General features: G+C 61.1%; 15 protein-coding genes. 12 read left to right on the forward strand and 3 right to left on the reverse strand.

Annotation, left to right across the window (positions count from 1 at the left end):
* Positions 1–137 precede the first annotated feature (137 nt).
* The 6 genes from BG60_RS22540 to BG60_RS22565 all read left to right on the forward strand — a co-directional run bounded on the left by BG60_RS22540 (position 138) and on the right by BG60_RS22565 (position 7,477).
* Positions 138–1,133, forward strand: coding sequence for a bifunctional riboflavin kinase/FAD synthetase (locus tag BG60_RS22540; protein WP_008351191.1), 996 nt, complete (start codon positions 138–140; stop codon positions 1,131–1,133).
* Between the two features lie 95 nt (positions 1,134–1,228).
* Entirely contained in the window at positions 1,229–4,060 is a 2,832-nt protein-coding gene (gene ileS / locus BG60_RS22545; protein WP_034472965.1) for an isoleucine--tRNA ligase, read from the forward strand.
* Positions 4,061–4,579, forward strand: a complete 519-nt coding sequence (lspA, locus tag BG60_RS22550; protein WP_033537118.1) for a signal peptidase II — start codon at positions 4,061–4,063, stop codon at positions 4,577–4,579.
* A gap of 54 nt (positions 4,580–4,633) precedes the next feature.
* On the forward strand, positions 4,634–5,842 hold the full coding sequence (coaBC, locus tag BG60_RS22555; RefSeq protein ID WP_034472998.1) for a bifunctional phosphopantothenoylcysteine decarboxylase/phosphopantothenate--cysteine ligase CoaBC: 1,209 nt from the start codon (positions 4,634–4,636) through the stop codon (positions 5,840–5,842).
* An 88-nt stretch (positions 5,843–5,930) separates the two neighbouring features.
* On the forward strand, positions 5,931–6,377 hold the full coding sequence (gene dut, locus BG60_RS22560) for a dUTP diphosphatase (protein ID WP_008351195.1): 447 nt from the start codon (positions 5,931–5,933) through the stop codon (positions 6,375–6,377).
* Between the two features lie 482 nt (positions 6,378–6,859).
* On the forward strand, positions 6,860–7,477 hold the full coding sequence (locus tag BG60_RS22565) for a hypothetical protein (protein WP_034472966.1): 618 nt from the start codon (positions 6,860–6,862) through the stop codon (positions 7,475–7,477).
* Positions 7,478–7,653: 176 nt separating this feature from the next.
* Here BG60_RS22565 and clpA read toward each other — a convergent pair whose 3' ends face one another.
* Positions 7,654–9,957, reverse strand: a complete 2,304-nt coding sequence (gene clpA / locus BG60_RS22570; RefSeq protein WP_008351197.1) for an ATP-dependent Clp protease ATP-binding subunit ClpA — start codon at positions 9,955–9,957, stop codon at positions 7,654–7,656.
* A complete protein-coding gene (gene clpS / locus BG60_RS22575; protein WP_008351199.1) occupies positions 9,954–10,268 on the reverse strand; it encodes an ATP-dependent Clp protease adapter ClpS in 315 nt (104 codons plus the stop codon). Before clpS ends, clpA begins: the two co-directional genes overlap by 4 nt.
* Positions 10,269–10,793: 525 nt before the next feature.
* On the opposite strand from clpS, the gene cspD reads away from it, so the two are divergent.
* Complete coding sequence (gene cspD / locus BG60_RS22585; protein ID WP_008351201.1) at positions 10,794–11,000, forward strand: cold shock domain-containing protein CspD; 207 nt, start codon at positions 10,794–10,796, stop codon at positions 10,998–11,000.
* Positions 11,001–11,158: 158 nt separating this feature from the next.
* Here cspD and icd read toward each other — a convergent pair whose 3' ends face one another.
* On the reverse strand, positions 11,159–12,415 hold the full coding sequence (gene icd / locus BG60_RS22590) for an NADP-dependent isocitrate dehydrogenase (RefSeq protein ID WP_008351202.1): 1,257 nt from the start codon (positions 12,413–12,415) through the stop codon (positions 11,159–11,161).
* 200 nt (positions 12,416–12,615) lie between these two features.
* Here icd and BG60_RS22595 point away from each other — a divergent pair, with 200 nt between their 5' ends.
* From BG60_RS22595 to BG60_RS22610, 5 genes are all read left to right on the forward strand, one after another.
* Positions 12,616–13,191: a pseudouridine synthase gene (locus BG60_RS22595; protein WP_008351207.1), complete on the forward strand. Its 576-nt coding sequence runs from the start codon at positions 12,616–12,618 to the stop codon at positions 13,189–13,191.
* A 396-nt stretch (positions 13,192–13,587) separates the two neighbouring features.
* Positions 13,588–13,794: a hypothetical protein gene (locus BG60_RS37100; protein ID WP_075583544.1), complete on the forward strand. Its 207-nt coding sequence runs from the start codon at positions 13,588–13,590 to the stop codon at positions 13,792–13,794.
* A gap of 123 nt (positions 13,795–13,917) precedes the next feature.
* Positions 13,918–14,487: a DUF192 domain-containing protein gene (locus BG60_RS22600; protein WP_008351215.1), complete on the forward strand. Its 570-nt coding sequence runs from the start codon at positions 13,918–13,920 to the stop codon at positions 14,485–14,487.
* 193 nt (positions 14,488–14,680) lie between these two features.
* Positions 14,681–16,786 (forward strand): elongation factor G, encoded by a 2,106-nt coding sequence (fusA, locus tag BG60_RS22605; protein ID WP_008351216.1) that lies wholly within the window; start codon positions 14,681–14,683, stop codon positions 16,784–16,786.
* A 100-nt stretch (positions 16,787–16,886) separates the two neighbouring features.
* Complete coding sequence (locus BG60_RS22610) at positions 16,887–17,369, forward strand: cupin domain-containing protein (RefSeq protein ID WP_033537126.1); 483 nt, start codon at positions 16,887–16,889, stop codon at positions 17,367–17,369.
* Positions 17,370–17,482: the final 113 nt, after the last annotated feature.

The raw sequence follows: 17,482 nt of genomic DNA on the forward strand, positions 1-17,482 counted from the left end.
CATTCGAAGGGTGCGAAAATCGTGCCAAACGGGTTCGGTCAGGCATCGCGCCGGGGCGCTCGCGCCCGTCCCTCCTTGCGAGCGTTTATAATCTAACGCTTTGCAGCATCAGCCCCTCCCACCGACCATCGCCTATCGTGAGAGTCTTTCGCGGCCTCCCCAATGCCGAAAGCCGGGCGCCCTGCGCACTGACCATCGGCAATTTCGACGGTGTCCATCGCGGCCACCAGGCGCTGCTCGCGCACGTGCGGGCAGCCGCCGACGCACGCGGCCTGCCGGTCTGCGTGATGACTTTCGAGCCGCATCCGCGCGAGTTCTTCAATCCGGCGGGCGCGCCGCCGCGCATCGCGATGCTGCGCGACAAGCTCGAAGCGCTGCGCACCAACGGCGTCGATCGCGTGGTGGTCGAGCATTTCAACAAGACGTTCGCGGGACAATCGCCGGATACGTTCGTGAAGAACGTCATCGTCGATGGCCTGCACGCGCGCTGGGTCATGGTCGGCGACGACTTCTGCTACGGCGCGAAACGCGCGGGCAATTTCGAGTCGTTGAAAGCCGCCGGCGAGAAATACGGCTTCGAAGTCGAGCAGATGGCAACGGTCGCGCATCCGAACGGCACGCGCATATCGTCGTCGTCGGTGCGGGCGTCGCTCGTCGCGGGCGATCTCGACGCGGCGCAAGTCGCGCTCGGGCGCCCGTATGTCATCAGCGGTCACGTCGTGCACGGCGCGAAGCTCGGACGCGATCTCGGCTTTCCCACGCTGAATCTGCCGATCGCGCACAAGCGGCCGGCGCTCGCGGGCATCTTCGTCGTGCGCGTGCACGGCCTCGCCGATGAACCGCTGCCCGCCGTCGCGAGCCTCGGCCTGCGCCCGACCGTCGACGATTCCGGCCGCGTGCTGCTCGAAGTGTTCGTGCTCGACTGGCACGGCGACGCCTACGGCAAGCTCGTGCGCGTCGAATTCCTGAAGAAGCTGCGCGACGAGGAAAAGTACGTCGACCTCGAAACGCTCGGCCGCGCCATCGCGAAAGACGTCGACAACGCGCGCGCGTACTTCGGCCTGCCGCCCGCGAGCAACGCCGGCAGCCGCGCGACGGGCTTCGCCATCTCGGCGACCGACCGAATTAGGTGAGCGTGCGGCGCGTTCTTGTGCCGTCCGCTGCCCCGCTTCCGAATCACCGCGCGCTAAAAGACGAGCGCCGTCTCACCGAATTCACTGAGTCACCCATGAGCGACAAGAAAGAAAAAGCCTCCTCGAAGTATCCCGTCAACCTGCTCGACACGCCCTTCCCGATGCGCGGCGACCTGCCCAAGCGCGAACCCGCGTGGGTCAAGGAGTGGCAGGACAACAAGATCTACGAGAAGATCCGCGCGGCGTCGAAGGGCCGCAAGAAGTTCATCCTGCACGACGGCCCGCCGTATGCGAACGGCGACATCCACCTCGGTCACGCCGTCAACAAGATCCTGAAGGACATGATCGTCAAGGCGCGCAATCTCGCGGGCTTCGACGCGGTCTACGTGCCGGGCTGGGACTGTCACGGCATGCCGATCGAAATCCAGATCGAAAAGCAGTTCGGCAAGACGCTGCCCGCCATCGAAGTGATGCGGAAGGCGCGCGCGTATGCGGGCGAACAGATCGAAAAACAGAAGGTCGGCTTCCGGCGCCTGGGCGTGCTCGGCGACTGGGACAATCCGTACAAGACGATGAACTTCGCCAACGAAGCGGGCGAGATCCGCGCGCTCGGCAAGATCATGGAGAAGGGCTTCGTGTTCCGCGGCCTGAAGCCGGTAAACTGGTGCTTCGACTGCGGCTCGGCGCTGGCCGAAGCGGAAGTCGAATACAAGGACAAGACCGATCCGACCATCGACGTCATGTTCGCGTTCGCCGAACCGGAGAAGTCCGCGCAGGCGTTCGGCCTGCCCGCGCTGCCGAAGACGGAAGGCGGCATCGTCATCTGGACGACGACGCCCTGGACCATTCCCGCGAACCAGGCGCTGAACGTGCATCCGGAGATCGTCTACGCGCTCGTCGATACGCCGCGCGGTCTCCTGATCCTCGCGCAGGAGCGCGTCGAAGCGTGCCTGCAGAACTACGGCCTGACGGGCGAAGTCATCGCGACGACGACCGGCGAAAAGCTCGCGAACCTGCGCTTCCACCATCCGCTCGCGGCAGCGCATCCGGGCTACAAGCGCACGGCGCCGGTCTATCTCGGCGATTACGTGACGACGGAAAGCGGCACGGGCATCGTGCATTCGTCGCCGGCGTATGGCGTGGAAGACTTCGTGTCGTGCAAGGCGCACGGCATGCCGGACTCGGACATCATCAACCCGGTGATGGGCGATGGCCGCTATATCGAATCGTTGCCGCTGTTCGGCGGGCTCTCGATCTGGAAGGCGAATCCGCAGATCGTCGAAGCGCTCGAAGGCGCGGGATCGCTGCTCAAGAGCGAAAAGTACACGCACAGCTACATGCACTGCTGGCGCCACAAGACGCCGATCATCTATCGCGCGACCTCGCAATGGTTCGCCGGCATGGACGTGAAGCCGAAGGACGGCGGCCGCACGCTGCGCGAGATCGCGCTGGAAGGCGTCGAGAACACGGCGTTTTATCCGTCATGGGGCAAGCAGCGTCTTTACAGCATGATCGCGAATCGCCCGGACTGGACGCTTTCGCGTCAGCGTCAGTGGGGCGTGCCGATGGCGTTCTTCGTGCACAAGGAAACCGGCGAGCTGCATCCGCGCACGCTGGAGTTGCTGGAAGAAGTGGCGAAGCGTGTGGAGGAAGGCGGCATCGAAACGTGGCAATCGCTCGATCCGCGCGAACTGATCGGCGACGAAGCCAACATGTACGAGAAGAACCGCGACACGCTCGACGTGTGGTTCGATTCCGGCACGACGCACTGGCACGTGCTGCGCGGCTCGCACAAGGATTCGCTGCAGTTTCCGGCCGATCTCTATCTCGAAGGCTCGGACCAGCATCGCGGCTGGTTCCATTCGTCGCTGCTCACCGCGTCGATGCTCGACGGCCGCGCGCCCTACGACGCGCTGCTCACGCACGGCTTCACCGTCGATGGCGAAGGCCGCAAGATGTCGAAGTCGCTCGGCAACGGCATCGATCCGCACGAAGTGTCCAATCGCCTTGGCGCGGAAATCATCCGTTTGTGGATCGCATCGACGGACTATTCGGGCGAGCTCGCGATCTCCGAGGAAATCCTGAAGCGCGTGACGGAGACGTATCGCCGTATCCGCAACACGCTGCGCTTCCTGCTCGCGAATCTGTCGGACTTCGATTTCGACAAGAACGCGCTGCCGGTTCAGGACTGGCTCGAAATCGATCGATACGCCATCGCGCTCACGCGCAATCTGCAGGACGACGCCCTCGCGCACTACGAGAAGTACGAATTCCATCCGGTCGTCGCGAAGATCGCGACATTCTGCTCGGAAGACCTCGGCGGCTTCTATCTCGACGTGCTGAAGGATCGCCTCTACACCACGAAGCCCGATTCGCGCGAGCGCCGCAGCGCGCAAACCGCGCTGTTCCATATCGCGCACGGCTTGTTGCGTCTCGTCGCGCCGTATCTGTCGTTCACGGCCGAAGAAGCGTACAAGGTGCTCAAGCCCGGTCAGGAAACGATCTTCACGGAAGTCTTCGCGACGTATCCGGAGATCGCGAACGGCGGCGATCTGCTCGACAAGTGGACGCTCATCCGCAGCGCGCGCGGCGACGTCACCAAGGCGCTCGAAGAAGCGCGCACGGCCAATCAGATCGGTTCGTCGCTGCAGGCGGAAGTCGTGGTTCGTGCGAGCGGCGCGCGTTACGACGCACTCGCGAGTCTCGGCGATGCATTGCGCTTCGTGCTGATCACGTCGTCGGCGCAAGTGGAAAAGGTGGCGAGCGAAGCAGAAGAAGGCGTCGATGTCGCCGCGTCGAGCTACATGAAGTGCGAGCGCTGCTGGCACTATTGCGCCGATGTCGGCTCGCACCCGGAACATCCGGGCCTCTGCGGCCGCTGCTTCTCCAATCTCTTCGGCGCAGGCGAAACGCGAGGCGCGGCATAAATGGCTCGAACGATGGCAAAGCAAACTTCCGTTAGAACCGCGAGCAGCGGTTCGCTCGCGCCGTGGCTCGGCGTCGCGCTGATCGTCATTCTGTTCGACCAGTTGACGAAGATCGCCGTGCAGCGCGTGTTCGCCTATGGCGATCCGCATGCGCTCACGCCCTTTTTCAATCTGCTGCTCGTCTACAACCGCGGCGCGGCGTTCAGCTTCCTCGCGATGGCGGGCGGCTGGCAGCGCTGGGCGTTCACGGCGTTGGGCGTCGTCGCGGCGATCGTGATTTGCTATCTGCTCAAGCGCCATTCGGGGCAGCGCATGTTCTGCACGGCGTTGTCGCTCATCATGGGCGGTGCGATCGGCAATGTCATCGACCGGATTGCGTACGGGCACGTCATCGACTTTCTGGATTTTCATGTGAACGCGTGGCACTGGCCGGCGTTCAACCTCGCCGATAGCGCGATCACCGTCGGCGCGGTCCTGCTGATTTTCGACGAACTGCGGCGCGTGCGCGGTTCACGTTGATATTCACGACGCGGCTCCTCTCACGGAGCCGTGTTCTTTTGCGATGGAGGCAAGTTGGAACTCGCGGGCAAACATCTCGTTTTAGGACTGACCGGCGGCATCGCCTGCTACAAGATCGCCGAACTGACGCGCCTGCTCGTCAAGGCCGGCGCAACCGTGCAGATCGTGATGACCGAAGCGGCCACGCAGTTCATCACGCCCGTCACGATGCAGGCGCTGTCGGGCCGTCCCGTGTACACGTCGCAGTGGGATGCGCGCATGCCGAACAACATGCCGCACATCGATCTTTCGCGCGAAGCGGATGCGATCGTCATCGCGCCCGCCTCGACCGACTTCATGGCGAAGCTCGCGCATGGCATGTGCGACGACCTGCTTTCGACGCTGTGCATCGCGCGCGATTGCCCGCTGCTCGTCGTGCCCGCGATGAACCGCCAGATGTGGCAAAGCCCGCCGACGCAGCGCAATGTCAGCCAGCTTCGCGCCGATGGCGTCGAAGTGCTCGGTCCGGATTCGGGCTCGCAGGCGTGCGGCGAAGTCGGCGACGGCCGCATGATCGAGCCGGAAGCCGCGTTCGAAGCGATCTGCGCGTTCTTTCAGCCGAAGATTCTGCGCGGCCAGCGCGTGCTGATTACCGCCGGTCCGACCTTCGAGCCGCTCGATCCGGTCCGCGGCATCACCAATCGTTCGTCGGGCAAGATGGGCTTCGCGCTCGCACGCGCGGCGGCGCAGGCGGGCGCGGACGTGCATCTCGTCGCCGGTCCGGTTTCCCTGCCGACGCCGTGGGGCGTGTATCGCGAAGACGTGCAGACCGCGCAGGAAATGCACGATGCGGTGATGGCCGCGACCCCTGACACCGACATCTTCATCGCGGTCGCCGCGGTGGCGGACTGGCGCGTCGATCACGTCAGCGAGCAGAAGATCAAAAAGACCGCCGACGCGTTGCCGACGTTCAACTTCATCGAGAATCCGGACATTCTCGCGTCGGTGGCGAAGCTGCCGAATCCGCCTTTTTGCGTCGGCTTTGCGGCGGAAAGCGGCAATCTCGAGGTTCATGGCGATGAGAAACGCAAGCGCAAGAACGTGCCGCTGCTGATCGGCAATATCGGACAGCTCACGTTCGGACGCGACGACAACGAAGTCGTGCTGTTCGAAGAAAGCGGCACGACACCGCTGCCGCGCGCCGGCAAGCAGGAACTCGCGCGCACGCTGATCGCGGAGATCGCAAAACGCGCGCCGAAGACCGGCGGCACGCTGTTGTCGTGACCGAACTCGACGCCGCGCGCACGCGCTCCTATCGACTTCCCGCCGATGCTTTCGAGCTCGGCCATTCCATTCAATAACGCCTCGATCCATGAAACTCGACGTCAAGATTCTCGATGCGCGCATGCGCGACTTCATGCCCGCCTACGCCACGCCCGGCAGCGCGGGCCTCGATCTGCGCGCGTGCCTCGATGCGCCGCTCGTCATCGAGCCGCATCAGACCGTGCTCGTGCCGACCGGCCTCGCCATACATCTCGCCGATCCCGGCTATGCCGCGATGATCCTTCCGCGCTCGGGTCTGGGTCACAAGCATGGCATCGTTCTCGGCAATCTCGTTGGGCTGATCGATTCGGATTATCAAGGCCAACTGATGGTTTCGACGTGGAATCGCGGCGACACCGCGTTCACGCTGAACCCGATGGAGCGTCTCGCACAGATGGTGATCGTGCCGGTCGTGCAGGCGCAGTTCAATATCGTCGATGATTTCGAAGCGAGCGAGCGCGGGCTTGGTGGATTTGGAAGTACCGGGAAACACTGAAAGCGAATGCACTCGCGCTGGGACGAGACATAGATCGTCCCACTGATCAGTTCCATTACCGATGAAACGCGGATTATCTTTTAGATAATCCGCGTTTTTGTTTAACGATCCAAAATATCGAGCTTTCAAATAGGAAAATTCTCGCAATCAAATCGCTTGCGCGTATTACAAACCTTCACAGTTATTTTGACATTACAAACCTATAACTCCCTACAACAAAAGAACGCGCGGACTATCTCCATCAACATAACTGCAGCTATCTCGGCGCGTTGTTCGAGACAGCATCGAGTTCATCGCTTGGCGATGAGCCCAATGTTTTCACGCACGTTTTCGCTGCGAAATTCCGATTCAAATGTTTGTTGTCGACGCTGACTTAATAAACCCGTGGAGGTAGCCATGTAGACCGCTTCAATACTCGATCCAATTGGATTAATCCGCGCCGCTTTATTTAGGATTCACAGTCATATCTCTAGGAGTGCATCATGGCCCAAGAATGTATGTTTTCAGACAACTACCAGCTCGCACTGGAATTTCCCAACGTCTCGCTGTCCGGCCTTGCACCGCCTGCCAGCGGATTCAAATTCTATGACCACTGGTTTTACTCCAATGACGCTGGCGTCCAATCAGTCTGCAACCCCGGCCGTGATGGGCAGGCGCTTCTGGGCGAAACAACTTCTACCGTAGTAAGTAAGCTCGATGTGGCTCAAGTGAGTTTCTACTCCAACACCTACACCGCGCAAATGTTTCCGACGTCGTATAACGGCCTGTTCTACCTTGTCGCCATTCAAGTAGATGCAGACATACACGGCAATGACTGCGAGGAAATCATCCTTGGCCCGCTTCCGCCCCCGCCTCTGGAAACCGTACTGGCGAGCCCCGACGATCACCACGATTCGTCGTGCATGCAAGGAATCGGCTGGAGATTTTTCACCATATTCGGAGTGTCGCCGGACTTCGTAAAACCCTCATCGGCAGTCTCGTTTCACAGCACTAACGGGGAACACGGCAAGTTTCGGCTCTCAGGTACAACTGGAGATAAAGACTTGCGCATCGTAACCATCAGCTCGATCAACATCATGGTCGGAACGCTCAACCCGTGAGGACGCAAACAGAAGACGCGCTTGCTCGTTTCCGCGCATCATCTGGACTTCGAGACTGATGGGATGGGACACGGATACATTAAACATGCTTGAGCAAGGAACGGCTTGTTGTGAAACGCGCAAAAAAAAAGCGTGGGCTCTTTCGAGTCCACGCTTATCGTCCCGCCTTAAACGCGTTAATCCACTTCGATCGCTTCCGGATTCGGATTGCGCGGCGGCGCCGAGTTTTCGTCGAACGTCAGCTGCACCTTGTCGTCCGCATCGACATCGACCGTCACGCGGCCGCCGTTGACCAGCTTGCCGAACAGGAGCTCGTCGGCCAAGGCGCGACGGATCGTGTCCTGAATCAGACGCTGCATCGGACGCGCGCCCATCAGCGGATCGAAACCGTGCTTCGCCAGGTGCTTGCGCAGCGAATCGGTGAAGACCGCATCGACCTTCTTCTCGTGCAACTGATCTTCCAGTTGCATGAGGAACTTGTCGACCACGCGCAGGATGATTTCCTCGTCCAGCGAACGGAAGCTGATGATCTGGTCCAGACGGTTGCGGAACTCCGGCGTGAACATGCGCTTGATGTCGGCCATTTCGTCGCCCGACTCGCGTCGCGACGTGAAGCCGATCACCGCCTTGCCCATTGCCTCGGCGCCCGCGTTCGTCGTCATGATGATGATGACGTTGCGGAAATCCGCCTTGCGTCCGTTGTTGTCCGTCAGCGTGCCGTGGTCCATGACCTGCAAGAGCACGTTGTAGATGTCCGGATGCGCCTTCTCGATTTCGTCGAGGAGCAGCACGCAATGCGGCTTCTTCGTGACGGCTTCGGTCAGCAAACCGCCCTGGTCGAAACCGACATATCCCGGCGGCGCGCCGATCAGACGGCTGACCGCATGGCGTTCCATGTACTCCGACATGTCGAAGCGCAGCAGTTCGATGCCCAGCGTGAACGCCAACTGCTTCGCGACCTCCGTCTTGCCGACGCCCGTCGGGCCGGAGAACAGGAACGCGCCGATCGGCTTGTCCAGCTTGCCGAGACCCGCGCGCGCCATCTTGATCGACGCCGACAGCGCGTCGATCGCCGGATCCTGACCGAACACGACGGCTTTCAGGTCGCGATCGAGCGTCTGGAGCTTGCTGCGGTCATCCTGTGACACGCTCTGCGCCGGCACGCGCGCGATCTTCGAGATGATCTCTTCGATCTCGCTCTTGCCGATGGTCTTCTTCTGCTTCGACTTCGGCAGGATGCGTTGCGCCGCGCCCGCTTCATCGATCACGTCGATGGCCTTGTCCGGCAGATGACGGTCCGTGATGAATCGTGCCGACAGTTCCGCCGCCGCCGACAGCGCACCCGACGAATACTTCACGCCGTGATGCTCTTCGAAGCGCGTCTTGAGGCCGCGCAGAATCGCCACCGTCTGTTCGACGGACGGCTCGGTGACATCGACCTTCTGGAAACGCCGCGACAACGCCGCGTCCTTCTCGAAGATGCCGCGATATTCCGTGAACGTGGTCGCGCCGATGCACTTCAACTGACCCGACGACAACGCCGGCTTCAGCAGGTTCGATGCGTCGAGCGTGCCGCCCGATGCCGCGCCCGCGCCGATCAGCGTATGAATTTCGTCGATGAACAGAATCGCGTGCGGACGCTCTTTCAGTTCCTTCAACACCGTCTTCAGACGTTGCTCGAAATCGCCGCGATACTTCGTGCCGGCGAGCAGCGCGCCCATGTCGAGCGAGTAGACCTGTGCATCGGCGAGGATGTCCGGCACTTCGCCGCGCGTGATGCGCCATGCGAGGCCCTCGGCAATCGCCGTCTTGCCGACGCCGGCTTCGCCGACGAGCAGCGGATTATTCTTGCGACGGCGGCACAGCACCTGCACCACACGCTCGACTTCGAGTTCACGGCCGATCAGCGGATCGATCTTGCCGTCCTTCGCGAGCTGGTTGAGGTTCTGCGTGAACTGCGCGAGCGGCGTTTCCTTCTGCGCAGCGGCGTCTTCCGATTCCGGATTCGCTTCGCTGCTCGCCTTGGCGGCGTCGCCGCTATTCGTCTTTGCAATGCCGTGCGAAATGAAATTCACGACATCGAGACGCGTGACGCCCTGCTGCTGCAGGTAGTACACCGCGTGCGAGTCCTTCTCGCCGAAGATCGCGACCAGCACGTTCGCGCCGGTCACTTCCTTCTTGCCATTCGAAGTCGATTGCACGTGCATGATCGCGCGCTGGATCACGCGCTGGAAACCAAGCGTCGGCTGAGTATCGACGTCGTCCGTGCCGGGCACGGTCGGCGTGTTGTCATGAATGAAATTGCGCAGGTTCTGACGCAAATCTTCAATGTTGGCTGCGCAGGCGCGCAACACTTCAGCCGCGGTCGGATTGTCCAACAGGGCGAGCAACAGGTGCTCGACCGTTATGAACTCATGCCGCGCCTGACGTGCTTCCATAAACGCCATGTGCAGACTGACTTCCAGTTCCTGGGCAATCATGCTTCCTCCATCACGCACTGCAGCGGATGCCCCGCTTGCCGTGCATGGCTAACGACTTGCTCAACTTTGGTCGACGCAATGTCTCGCGTGTAGACCCCACAAACTCCCCTGCCTTCGCGATGAACCTTGAGCATGATCTGCGTCGCGGTCTCACGATCCTTATTGAAGTATTCCTGCACGATCATCACGACGAATTCCATCGGCGTGAAGTCGTCATTCAGCAGCACCACCTTGTACATGGCCGGCTTCTTGAGCTTCTGCTCCTGCCGCTCCAGTACCGTGCCATCCTGCTTGTTGGGATTGATCGCCATACACCCATTCTAAACATCACGGACGTCCTCGCAATCGCCGCTCCAGCACCGACCGCCCGGTCGGAATGTGTCGCTGAAAACCGCACTCGCACAGGTGTCGCCCATCGAATCCTGCCGCTGCCCAACATTTCGGCGCGGCCCGCTTGCACCTCGTCGAAACCAGTATCGCACAGCTTCAAAAAAAACAAACCGAGCACCAAGCGCTGCGGGCCGCCGGGTATCACACAAGTGAGTCGATTATGCGACTTTTCAAGATGACTTGCTTGGACGGCAGCACACACGCAAAGCAGGAATTACCCTACGAATGCGCTCTTTGCAACGAGCTTAACGGCTATCCCAAAAATTCCTTGACACCCGATTTAAGAGATTTAACAATCAAACTGGCACTTTTTTCCGGGGGCCAACCACGGACGAAAAAAGAGGCCGAGGTGAGCTTGTGAGGAGGGGGCGGTTCACATTGTGGGGTGTGCCGTCGAGCTTTTCGAGCGTGCTCTGGGTGCGACAAGAGTTAGAGGGGAAGTACGAATGTCTACTGGTACGGTCAAATGGTTCAACGACGCGAAAGGCTACGGATTCATCACGCCCGATGAAGGCGGCGAGGATCTGTTCGCACATTTCTCGGCGATTCAAATGAACGGTTTCAAGACGCTCAAGGAAGGCCAGAAGGTCAGCTTCGAGATCGTCCAGGGACCGAAAGGCAAACAAGCTTCGAACATTCAGGACGCTGCCTGACCGTTCGATCGACTTAGCCTCGTGAAACCCGGCCTTCGCGCCGGGTTTTTTCATGCCTCGCGCGTTGCACGCATATGAGGCATGTGCGCGAAATAAAAACCCCGGAAGGCGTAGGCCTTCCGGGGTTTTTATTTACCACATCGAATCGAGGTGAGTCCTCACATATTCTCGATCATCACCTCTCCGAAACCCGAACACGATACTTGCGTCGCGCCTTCCATCAAACGCGCGAAGTCGTACGTGACGCGCTTCGAAAGAATCGACTGCTCCATCGACGAAATGATGCGGTCCGCGGCCTCGAACCAGCCGAGATGGCGCAGCATCATTTCGGCGGACAAAATTTCCGAACCGGGATTCACGTAGTCCTTGCCCGCGTATTTCGGCGCCGTGCCGTGCGTCGCCTCGAACATCGCGACGGAATCCGACATGTTCGCGCCCGGCGCGATGCCGATGCCGCCCACCTGCGCCGCGAGCGCGTCCGAGATGTAGTCGCCGTTCAGGTTGAGCGTGGCGATCACGTCGTATTCGGCGGGACGCAGCAGGATTTGCTGAAGGAACGCATCGGCGATCACGTCCTTCACGACGATATCGCTGCCCGACTTCGGATTCTTCACCTTCATCCACGGGCCGCCGTCGATCAGTTCCGCGCCGAACTCCTTCTGCGCGAGCGCGTAGCCGTAATCGCGGAAGGCGCCTTCGGTGAACTTCATGATGTTGCCCTTGTGCACGAGCGTCACCGAGCGGCGATCGTTGTCGATCGCGTACTGGATCGCCTTGCGCACGAGCCGCTCCGTGCCCTCCCGCGAAACGGGCTTGATGCCGAGTCCCGACGAATCAGGGAAGCGGATCTTCTTCACGCCCATTTCTTCGCGCAGGAACTTGATGACCTTCTTCGCTTCGGGCGAATCCGCCGGCCATTCGACGCCCGCGTAGATGTCTTCCGAATTCTCGCGGAAGATCACCATGTCGATCTTCTCCGGTTCGCGCACCGGCGACGGCACGCCCTTGAAGTAGCGCACCGGACGCAGACACACGTAGAGATCGAGTTGCTGACGAAGCGCCACGTTCAGCGAGCGGATGCCGCCGCCGACGGGCGTCGTGAGCGGCCCTTTGATCGACACGATGAAATCCTTCACCACTTCGAGCGTTTCGTCCGGCAGCCACACGTCGGGGCCGTAGACGCGCGTCGCCTTTTCGCCCGCGAAGATTTCCATCCATTGAATCTTGCGCTTGCCGCCGTAGGCCTTCTCGACCGCCGCATCGACGACCTTGATCATCACCGGGGTGATGTCGACGCCCGTGCCGTCGCCCTCGATATACGGGATGATCGGCTGATCCGAGACGTTGAGCGAGAAGTCCGCGTTGACGGTGATCTTGTCACCGCCTTCCGGAACCTTGATGTGCTGATACGGCATGGTCGACTCCAAATAAGGCCGGGCTTGAATGGAAGCAAGCAAACTGGATAGAGAGCGATGCGATGCAGCATGCGCGGGCGATGAACCCGCGCGATGAAGTTCACTTCATCATTCTAACCATGCTGGCTTGTCCCGGCGCGCCCGAAAGCCGCCGCGCGCATGCTTTAAGATGCCGCATCCGATCACGCCGCGCGCCTCGCATGTCACTTATCGCCCTGAACAAGCCCTTCGGCACCATCTGCCAGTTTTCGGCGCACGAGACGCGCGCGTCGCTCGGCGACTGGGTGAAGACGCCGGGCGTGTATCCCGCGGGCCGGCTCGACGCCGATAGCGAAGGCCTGCTCCTCCTCACCGACGACGGCGCGCTCCAGGCCCGCATCGCGGAGCCGCGTCACAAGCTGGTAAAGCGCTATTGGGCGCAAGTCGAAGGCGCGCCCGACGAAGCCGCGCTCGCGCGTCTTTCGAAAGGCGTCGATCTCGGCGATTACGTGACGCAGCCGTGCCGCAGCGCATTCGTCGACGAACGCGACATCGAAGCGCTCTGGCCACGCAATCCGCCGATCCGCTATCGCGCCGCCATCCCGACGACGTGGATCGAGCTCGCCATCACCGAAGGCAAGAATCGGCAGGTGCGGCGCATGACGGCTGCAGTCGGCTTTCCGACCTTGCGGCTCGTACGCGTCGCGATCGGCGCGCTCGATATCTTCACGCTCGGACTCGCGCCGGGCGAGACTGTCGAGGTCGCCCCGCGCGCGCCGTGGCAGCGCGTTCGTTGAATCGCATTCAACTATCCTGAATATCGGCCGTGTGCATCGCCGTGTGCATCGTTTAGTGCGATGTGTTTAAACGTGCTGTCATCGAGATCGAGTAGCGCATATCGCGCCGCCGATATTTTTTTTGTCGCCGCGCAATTTTCTCTGTAAATCGCGTCAACCGACTCTTCACGCGACGCGTTAAGGGCGTCAGATGCCGCATAAAGCTATCCGGCATGAGCGAATAACTGATTACAACTACCTGTGTGCTCCAGGGAGTTTGAAAGGTTCAAGCGTTCACATTCGCATCGAATTTGAATTATCGATGTCGAGTGTCAACCGAAAGGTAGGTGGCTCGTTTACCGACATGACTCAATGACCGGGTCGTTTGGTTAATTAACTCAAGCTGAGGATTCACAGATGAACAAACTGATCGCTGCTCTCGTCGCTGGCCTGTTCGCAACCGCTGCTTTCGCACAAGAAGCTTCGGCACCGGCCGCTGCTGCTCCGGCAGCTGCTTCGTCGGCTCACAAGTCGGCTCACAAGAAGACGTCGCACAAGTCGTCGAAGTCGCACAAGAAGGCAGCCGCTGCGTCGGCTCCGGCAGCCGCTTCGGCAGCTCAGTAAGTTTTTTGTAAGAGGCGGTATAGCGAAGTCAAGAACGAGCATTACCGCCGTCCTTACGGCGTTCAAAGGGCAGATGGCCGCAAGGCGTCTGCCCTTTTGTTTTGTGCCTGCGCATCGAGTAACATGCGCGGGGTTTGTCCGGCTCAGGCGCAAGCCATCGATCAGAAAGGGAGCTTTGCCGTGAATCTCGTCTCGCGCTTCTTCAATCAACAAATCAACCTCGGCAAGCTCGCGCGCGCATGCGTGATCGCGCTTGCCCTGCCCTTCGCCGCATTGCCGCTCGCACAGGCGCAGACGATGCCGCCCGGCGCCAAGCAGCCGTCCGACTTTCCGCGTGCAAAGCTGACCGCGGGCATGTATGTGATCGACGCCGCCGTCGCCGCGAACGATGCCGATCGCGAGCAAGGTCTCATGTATCGCACGCAGCTCGCACCGAACGAAGGCATGCTCTTCGTGTTCAATGAAAACGCCGTGCATTGCTTCTGGATGAAGAACACGCTGATCCCGCTGTCGATCGCGTTCATCCGCGCGGACGGCACGATCACCGACATCGACGAGATGCAGGCCGAAACCGAGAACAACCACTGCCCGCGCAACAACGGCGTGTATGCGCTCGAAATGCCGAAGGGATGGTTTGCCGCGAAAGGCATCAAGCCGGGCACGCAGATCAAAGGCTTGCCGCGCGCGCAGTAACGCGCTTCTTGCCCGCCCGAACAACCGGCGTCGTCGCACGACACGCCGGTTTTTTTGCGTCCGGGAAGTCGCTTGCGCCGGGCTGGCAGGATTCCTGCAAAGAGCCTGCCGACGCGCTATCCTAAAAAGATTCGGCGCGACGCATTCGCGTTGGCTTCACACGCCGCGCCGACTCAAACCACAGGAGGTTCACGTGCCCCGCAAGACTCCCATCGAGCGCTATCGGAATATCGGAATCAGCGCTCACATCGATGCCGGCAAAACTACGACTACCGAGCGCATCCTTTTCTACACCGGCGTGACGCACAAGATCGGCGAAGTGCACGACGGCGCGGCCACGATGGACTGGATGGAGCAGGAGCAGGAACGCGGCATCACGATCACCTCCGCGGCAACGACGGCCTTCTGGAAAGGCATGGCCGGCAATTATCCGGAACATCGCATCAACATCATCGATACGCCGGGGCACGTCGACTTCACGATCGAAGTCGAGCGCTCGATGCGCGTGCTCGATGGCGCGTGCATGGTCTACGACTCGGTCGGCGGCGTGCAGCCGCAATCGGAAACCGTGTGGCGTCAGGCGAACAAGTACAAGGTGCCGCGCATCGCGTTCGTCAACAAGATGGACCGCGTCGGCGCGGACTTCTTTCGCGTGCAGCGGCAGATCGGCGACCGGCTGAAGGGCGTCGCGGTGCCGATCCAGATTCCGATCGGCGCGGAAGATCACTTTCAGGGCGTCGTCGACCTCGTGAAGATGAAGGCGATCGTCTGGGACGACGAGAGCCAGGGCATCAAGTTCACCTACGAGGAAATTCCCGACAACCTCAAGGATCTCGCGCACGAGTGGCGCGAGAAGATGGTCGAGGCCGCCGCCGAAGCGAGCGAAGAGCTGCTCGAAAAGTATCTGGAAGACCACAACAGCCTGACCGAGGACGAGATCAAGGGCGCGCTGCGCAAACGCACGATCGCCAACGAAATCGTACCGATGCTCTGCGGCAGCGCGTTCAAGAACAAGGGCGTCCAGGCGATGCTCGACGCAGTGATCGACTACCTGCCCTCGCCCGTCGACGTGCCCGCGATTCTCGGCCACACGGAAGACGACGAGGAAGCGGAGCGTCATCCGAGCGACGACGAGCCGTTCTCCGCGCTCGCGTTCAAGATCATGACCGACCCCTTCGTCGGGCAGTTGATCTTCTTCCGCGTGTATTCGGGCGTCGTGAATTCAGGCGACACGGTCTTCAATCCGGTGAAGGACAAGAAGGAGCGCCTCGGCCGGATTCTGCAAATGCACGCGAACGAGCGCAAGGAAATCAAGGAGGTGCGCGCGGGCGACATCGCGGCGGCCGTCGGTCTCAAGGAAGCGACGACCGGCGACACGCTTTGCGATCCGCAGAACGTCATCATCCTCGAACGGATGATCTTCCCTGAACCGGTGATCTCGCAGGCCGTCGAACCGAAGACGAAGGCCGATCAGGAAAAGATGGGCATCGCGCTGAACCGTCTCGCGCAGGAAGATCCGTCGTTCCGCGTTACGACCGATGAGGAATCGGGCCAGACGATCATCTCCGGCATGGGCGAGCTGCATCTCGAGATTCTCGTCGACCGGATGAAGCGCGAGTTCGGCGTCGAGGCGACGGTCGGCAAGCCGCAGGTCGCGTATCGCGAGACCGTGCGCAACAAGGTCGAGGATGTCGAAGGCAAATTCGTCAAGCAGTCGGGCGGACGCGGGCAGTACGGTCACGCCGTGATCGCGCTGGAGCCGGACCCCGGCAAGGGCTACGAGTTCGTCGACCAGATCAAGGGCGGCGTGATTCCGCGCGAGTTCATCCCCGCCGTCGACAAGGGCATTCAGGAAACGCTGAAGGCCGGCGTGCTCGCGGGCTATCCGGTCGTCGACGTGAAAGTGCGGCTCACCTTCGGCTCGTATCACGATGTCGATTCGAACGAAAACGCGTTCCGCATGGCGGGCTCGATGGCCTTCAAGGAAGCGATGCGCAAGGCGAAGCCCGTGCTGCTCGAACCGATGATGGCCGTCGAAGTCGAGACGCCCGAGGACTTCATGGGCAACGTGATGGGCGATCTCTCGGGCCGGCGCGGCATCGTGCAGGGCATGGAGGACATCGCGGGCGGCGGCGGCAAGCTCGTGCGCGCGGAAGTGCCGCTTGCCGAGATGTTCGGCTACTCGACGTCGCTGCGCTCGCTGACGCAAGGCCGCGCGACCTACACGATGGAGTTCAAGCATTACGCGGAGACGCCGTCGAACGTGTCGGAAGCGATCATCAATTCGAAAGCGAAATAATCGCGATCGAACCGTGTAGTATCGGAAGTCCGTTGCTCGCTTCCTTGATGGCGGCAACGGACTTTTTCATATCCGCAGACCATACACGGGCATGAGCGACATGAGCGATCCACATCAGCACATCGATTGGCGCGAACACGGCGTCAAGGTCATCAAGGGCGATCAGCTCGACACCAACACGCCGCAGACGCCCGGCATGAACCGCGCGGCTGCCATCAACGCGGCGCGCGTCGGCGCCCAGAAAATCTGGGCCGGCACGGTCACGATCCATCCGAATGCGAAAACCGGCGCGCATCATCACGGCGCGCTCGAAAGCGTCATCTATGTCGTGCGCGGCCAGGCGCGCATGCGCTGGGGCGAGCATCTCGAGTTCACGGCCGAGGCCGGTCCCGGCGACTTCATTTTCGTGCCGCCTTATGTGCCGCACCAGGAAATCAACGCGAGCACCGCCGATCCGCTCGAATGCGTGCTCGTGCGCAGCGACAACGAAGCGGTGGTGGTGAATCTGAACATCGATGCCGTCGAGAAGCCCGAGGAAGTCTATTGGGTCGATCCGATTCACAAGCATCCACACGATCACTGAAAAGCGCACGGGCGCGTCATGGAGCGGCGCGTTCCTTGCTAGCGATGCCCGAATGCACCTCGACGGCGCGGTCGAGCCGATCGCGCGTGGGCGACGGCCAGCAAACAACGACA

This window comes from Caballeronia zhejiangensis (assembly GCF_000698575.1).
Taxonomy (GTDB): Bacteria; Pseudomonadota; Gammaproteobacteria; order Burkholderiales; family Burkholderiaceae; genus Caballeronia; species Caballeronia zhejiangensis.

Excerpts from the sequence above, each read along its gene's own strand:
- icd (WP_008351202.1), bottom strand. The coding sequence starts at position 12,415 with ATGCCGTATCAGCACATCAAGGTTCCGGAAGGCGGTGACAAGATCACC.
- cspD (WP_008351201.1), top strand. The coding sequence starts at position 10,794 with ATGTCTACTGGTACGGTCAAATGGTTCAACGACGCGAAAGGCTACGGA.
- lspA (WP_033537118.1), top strand. The coding sequence starts at position 4,061 with ATGGCTCGAACGATGGCAAAGCAAACTTCCGTTAGAACCGCGAGCAGC.
- ileS (WP_034472965.1), top strand. The coding sequence starts at position 1,229 with ATGAGCGACAAGAAAGAAAAAGCCTCCTCGAAGTATCCCGTCAACCTG.
- BG60_RS37100 (WP_075583544.1), top strand. The coding sequence starts at position 13,588 with ATGAACAAACTGATCGCTGCTCTCGTCGCTGGCCTGTTCGCAACCGCT.
- clpS (WP_008351199.1), bottom strand. The coding sequence starts at position 10,268 with ATGGCGATCAATCCCAACAAGCAGGATGGCACGGTACTGGAGCGGCAG.
- BG60_RS22600 (WP_008351215.1), top strand. The coding sequence starts at position 13,918 with ATGCGCGGGGTTTGTCCGGCTCAGGCGCAAGCCATCGATCAGAAAGGG.
- BG60_RS22610 (WP_033537126.1), top strand. The coding sequence starts at position 16,887 with ATGAGCGATCCACATCAGCACATCGATTGGCGCGAACACGGCGTCAAG.
- clpA (WP_008351197.1), bottom strand. The coding sequence starts at position 9,957 with ATGATTGCCCAGGAACTGGAAGTCAGTCTGCACATGGCGTTTATGGAA.
- dut (WP_008351195.1), top strand. The coding sequence starts at position 5,931 with ATGAAACTCGACGTCAAGATTCTCGATGCGCGCATGCGCGACTTCATG.
- BG60_RS22565 (WP_034472966.1), top strand. The coding sequence starts at position 6,860 with ATGGCCCAAGAATGTATGTTTTCAGACAACTACCAGCTCGCACTGGAA.
- BG60_RS22595 (WP_008351207.1), top strand. The coding sequence starts at position 12,616 with ATGTCACTTATCGCCCTGAACAAGCCCTTCGGCACCATCTGCCAGTTT.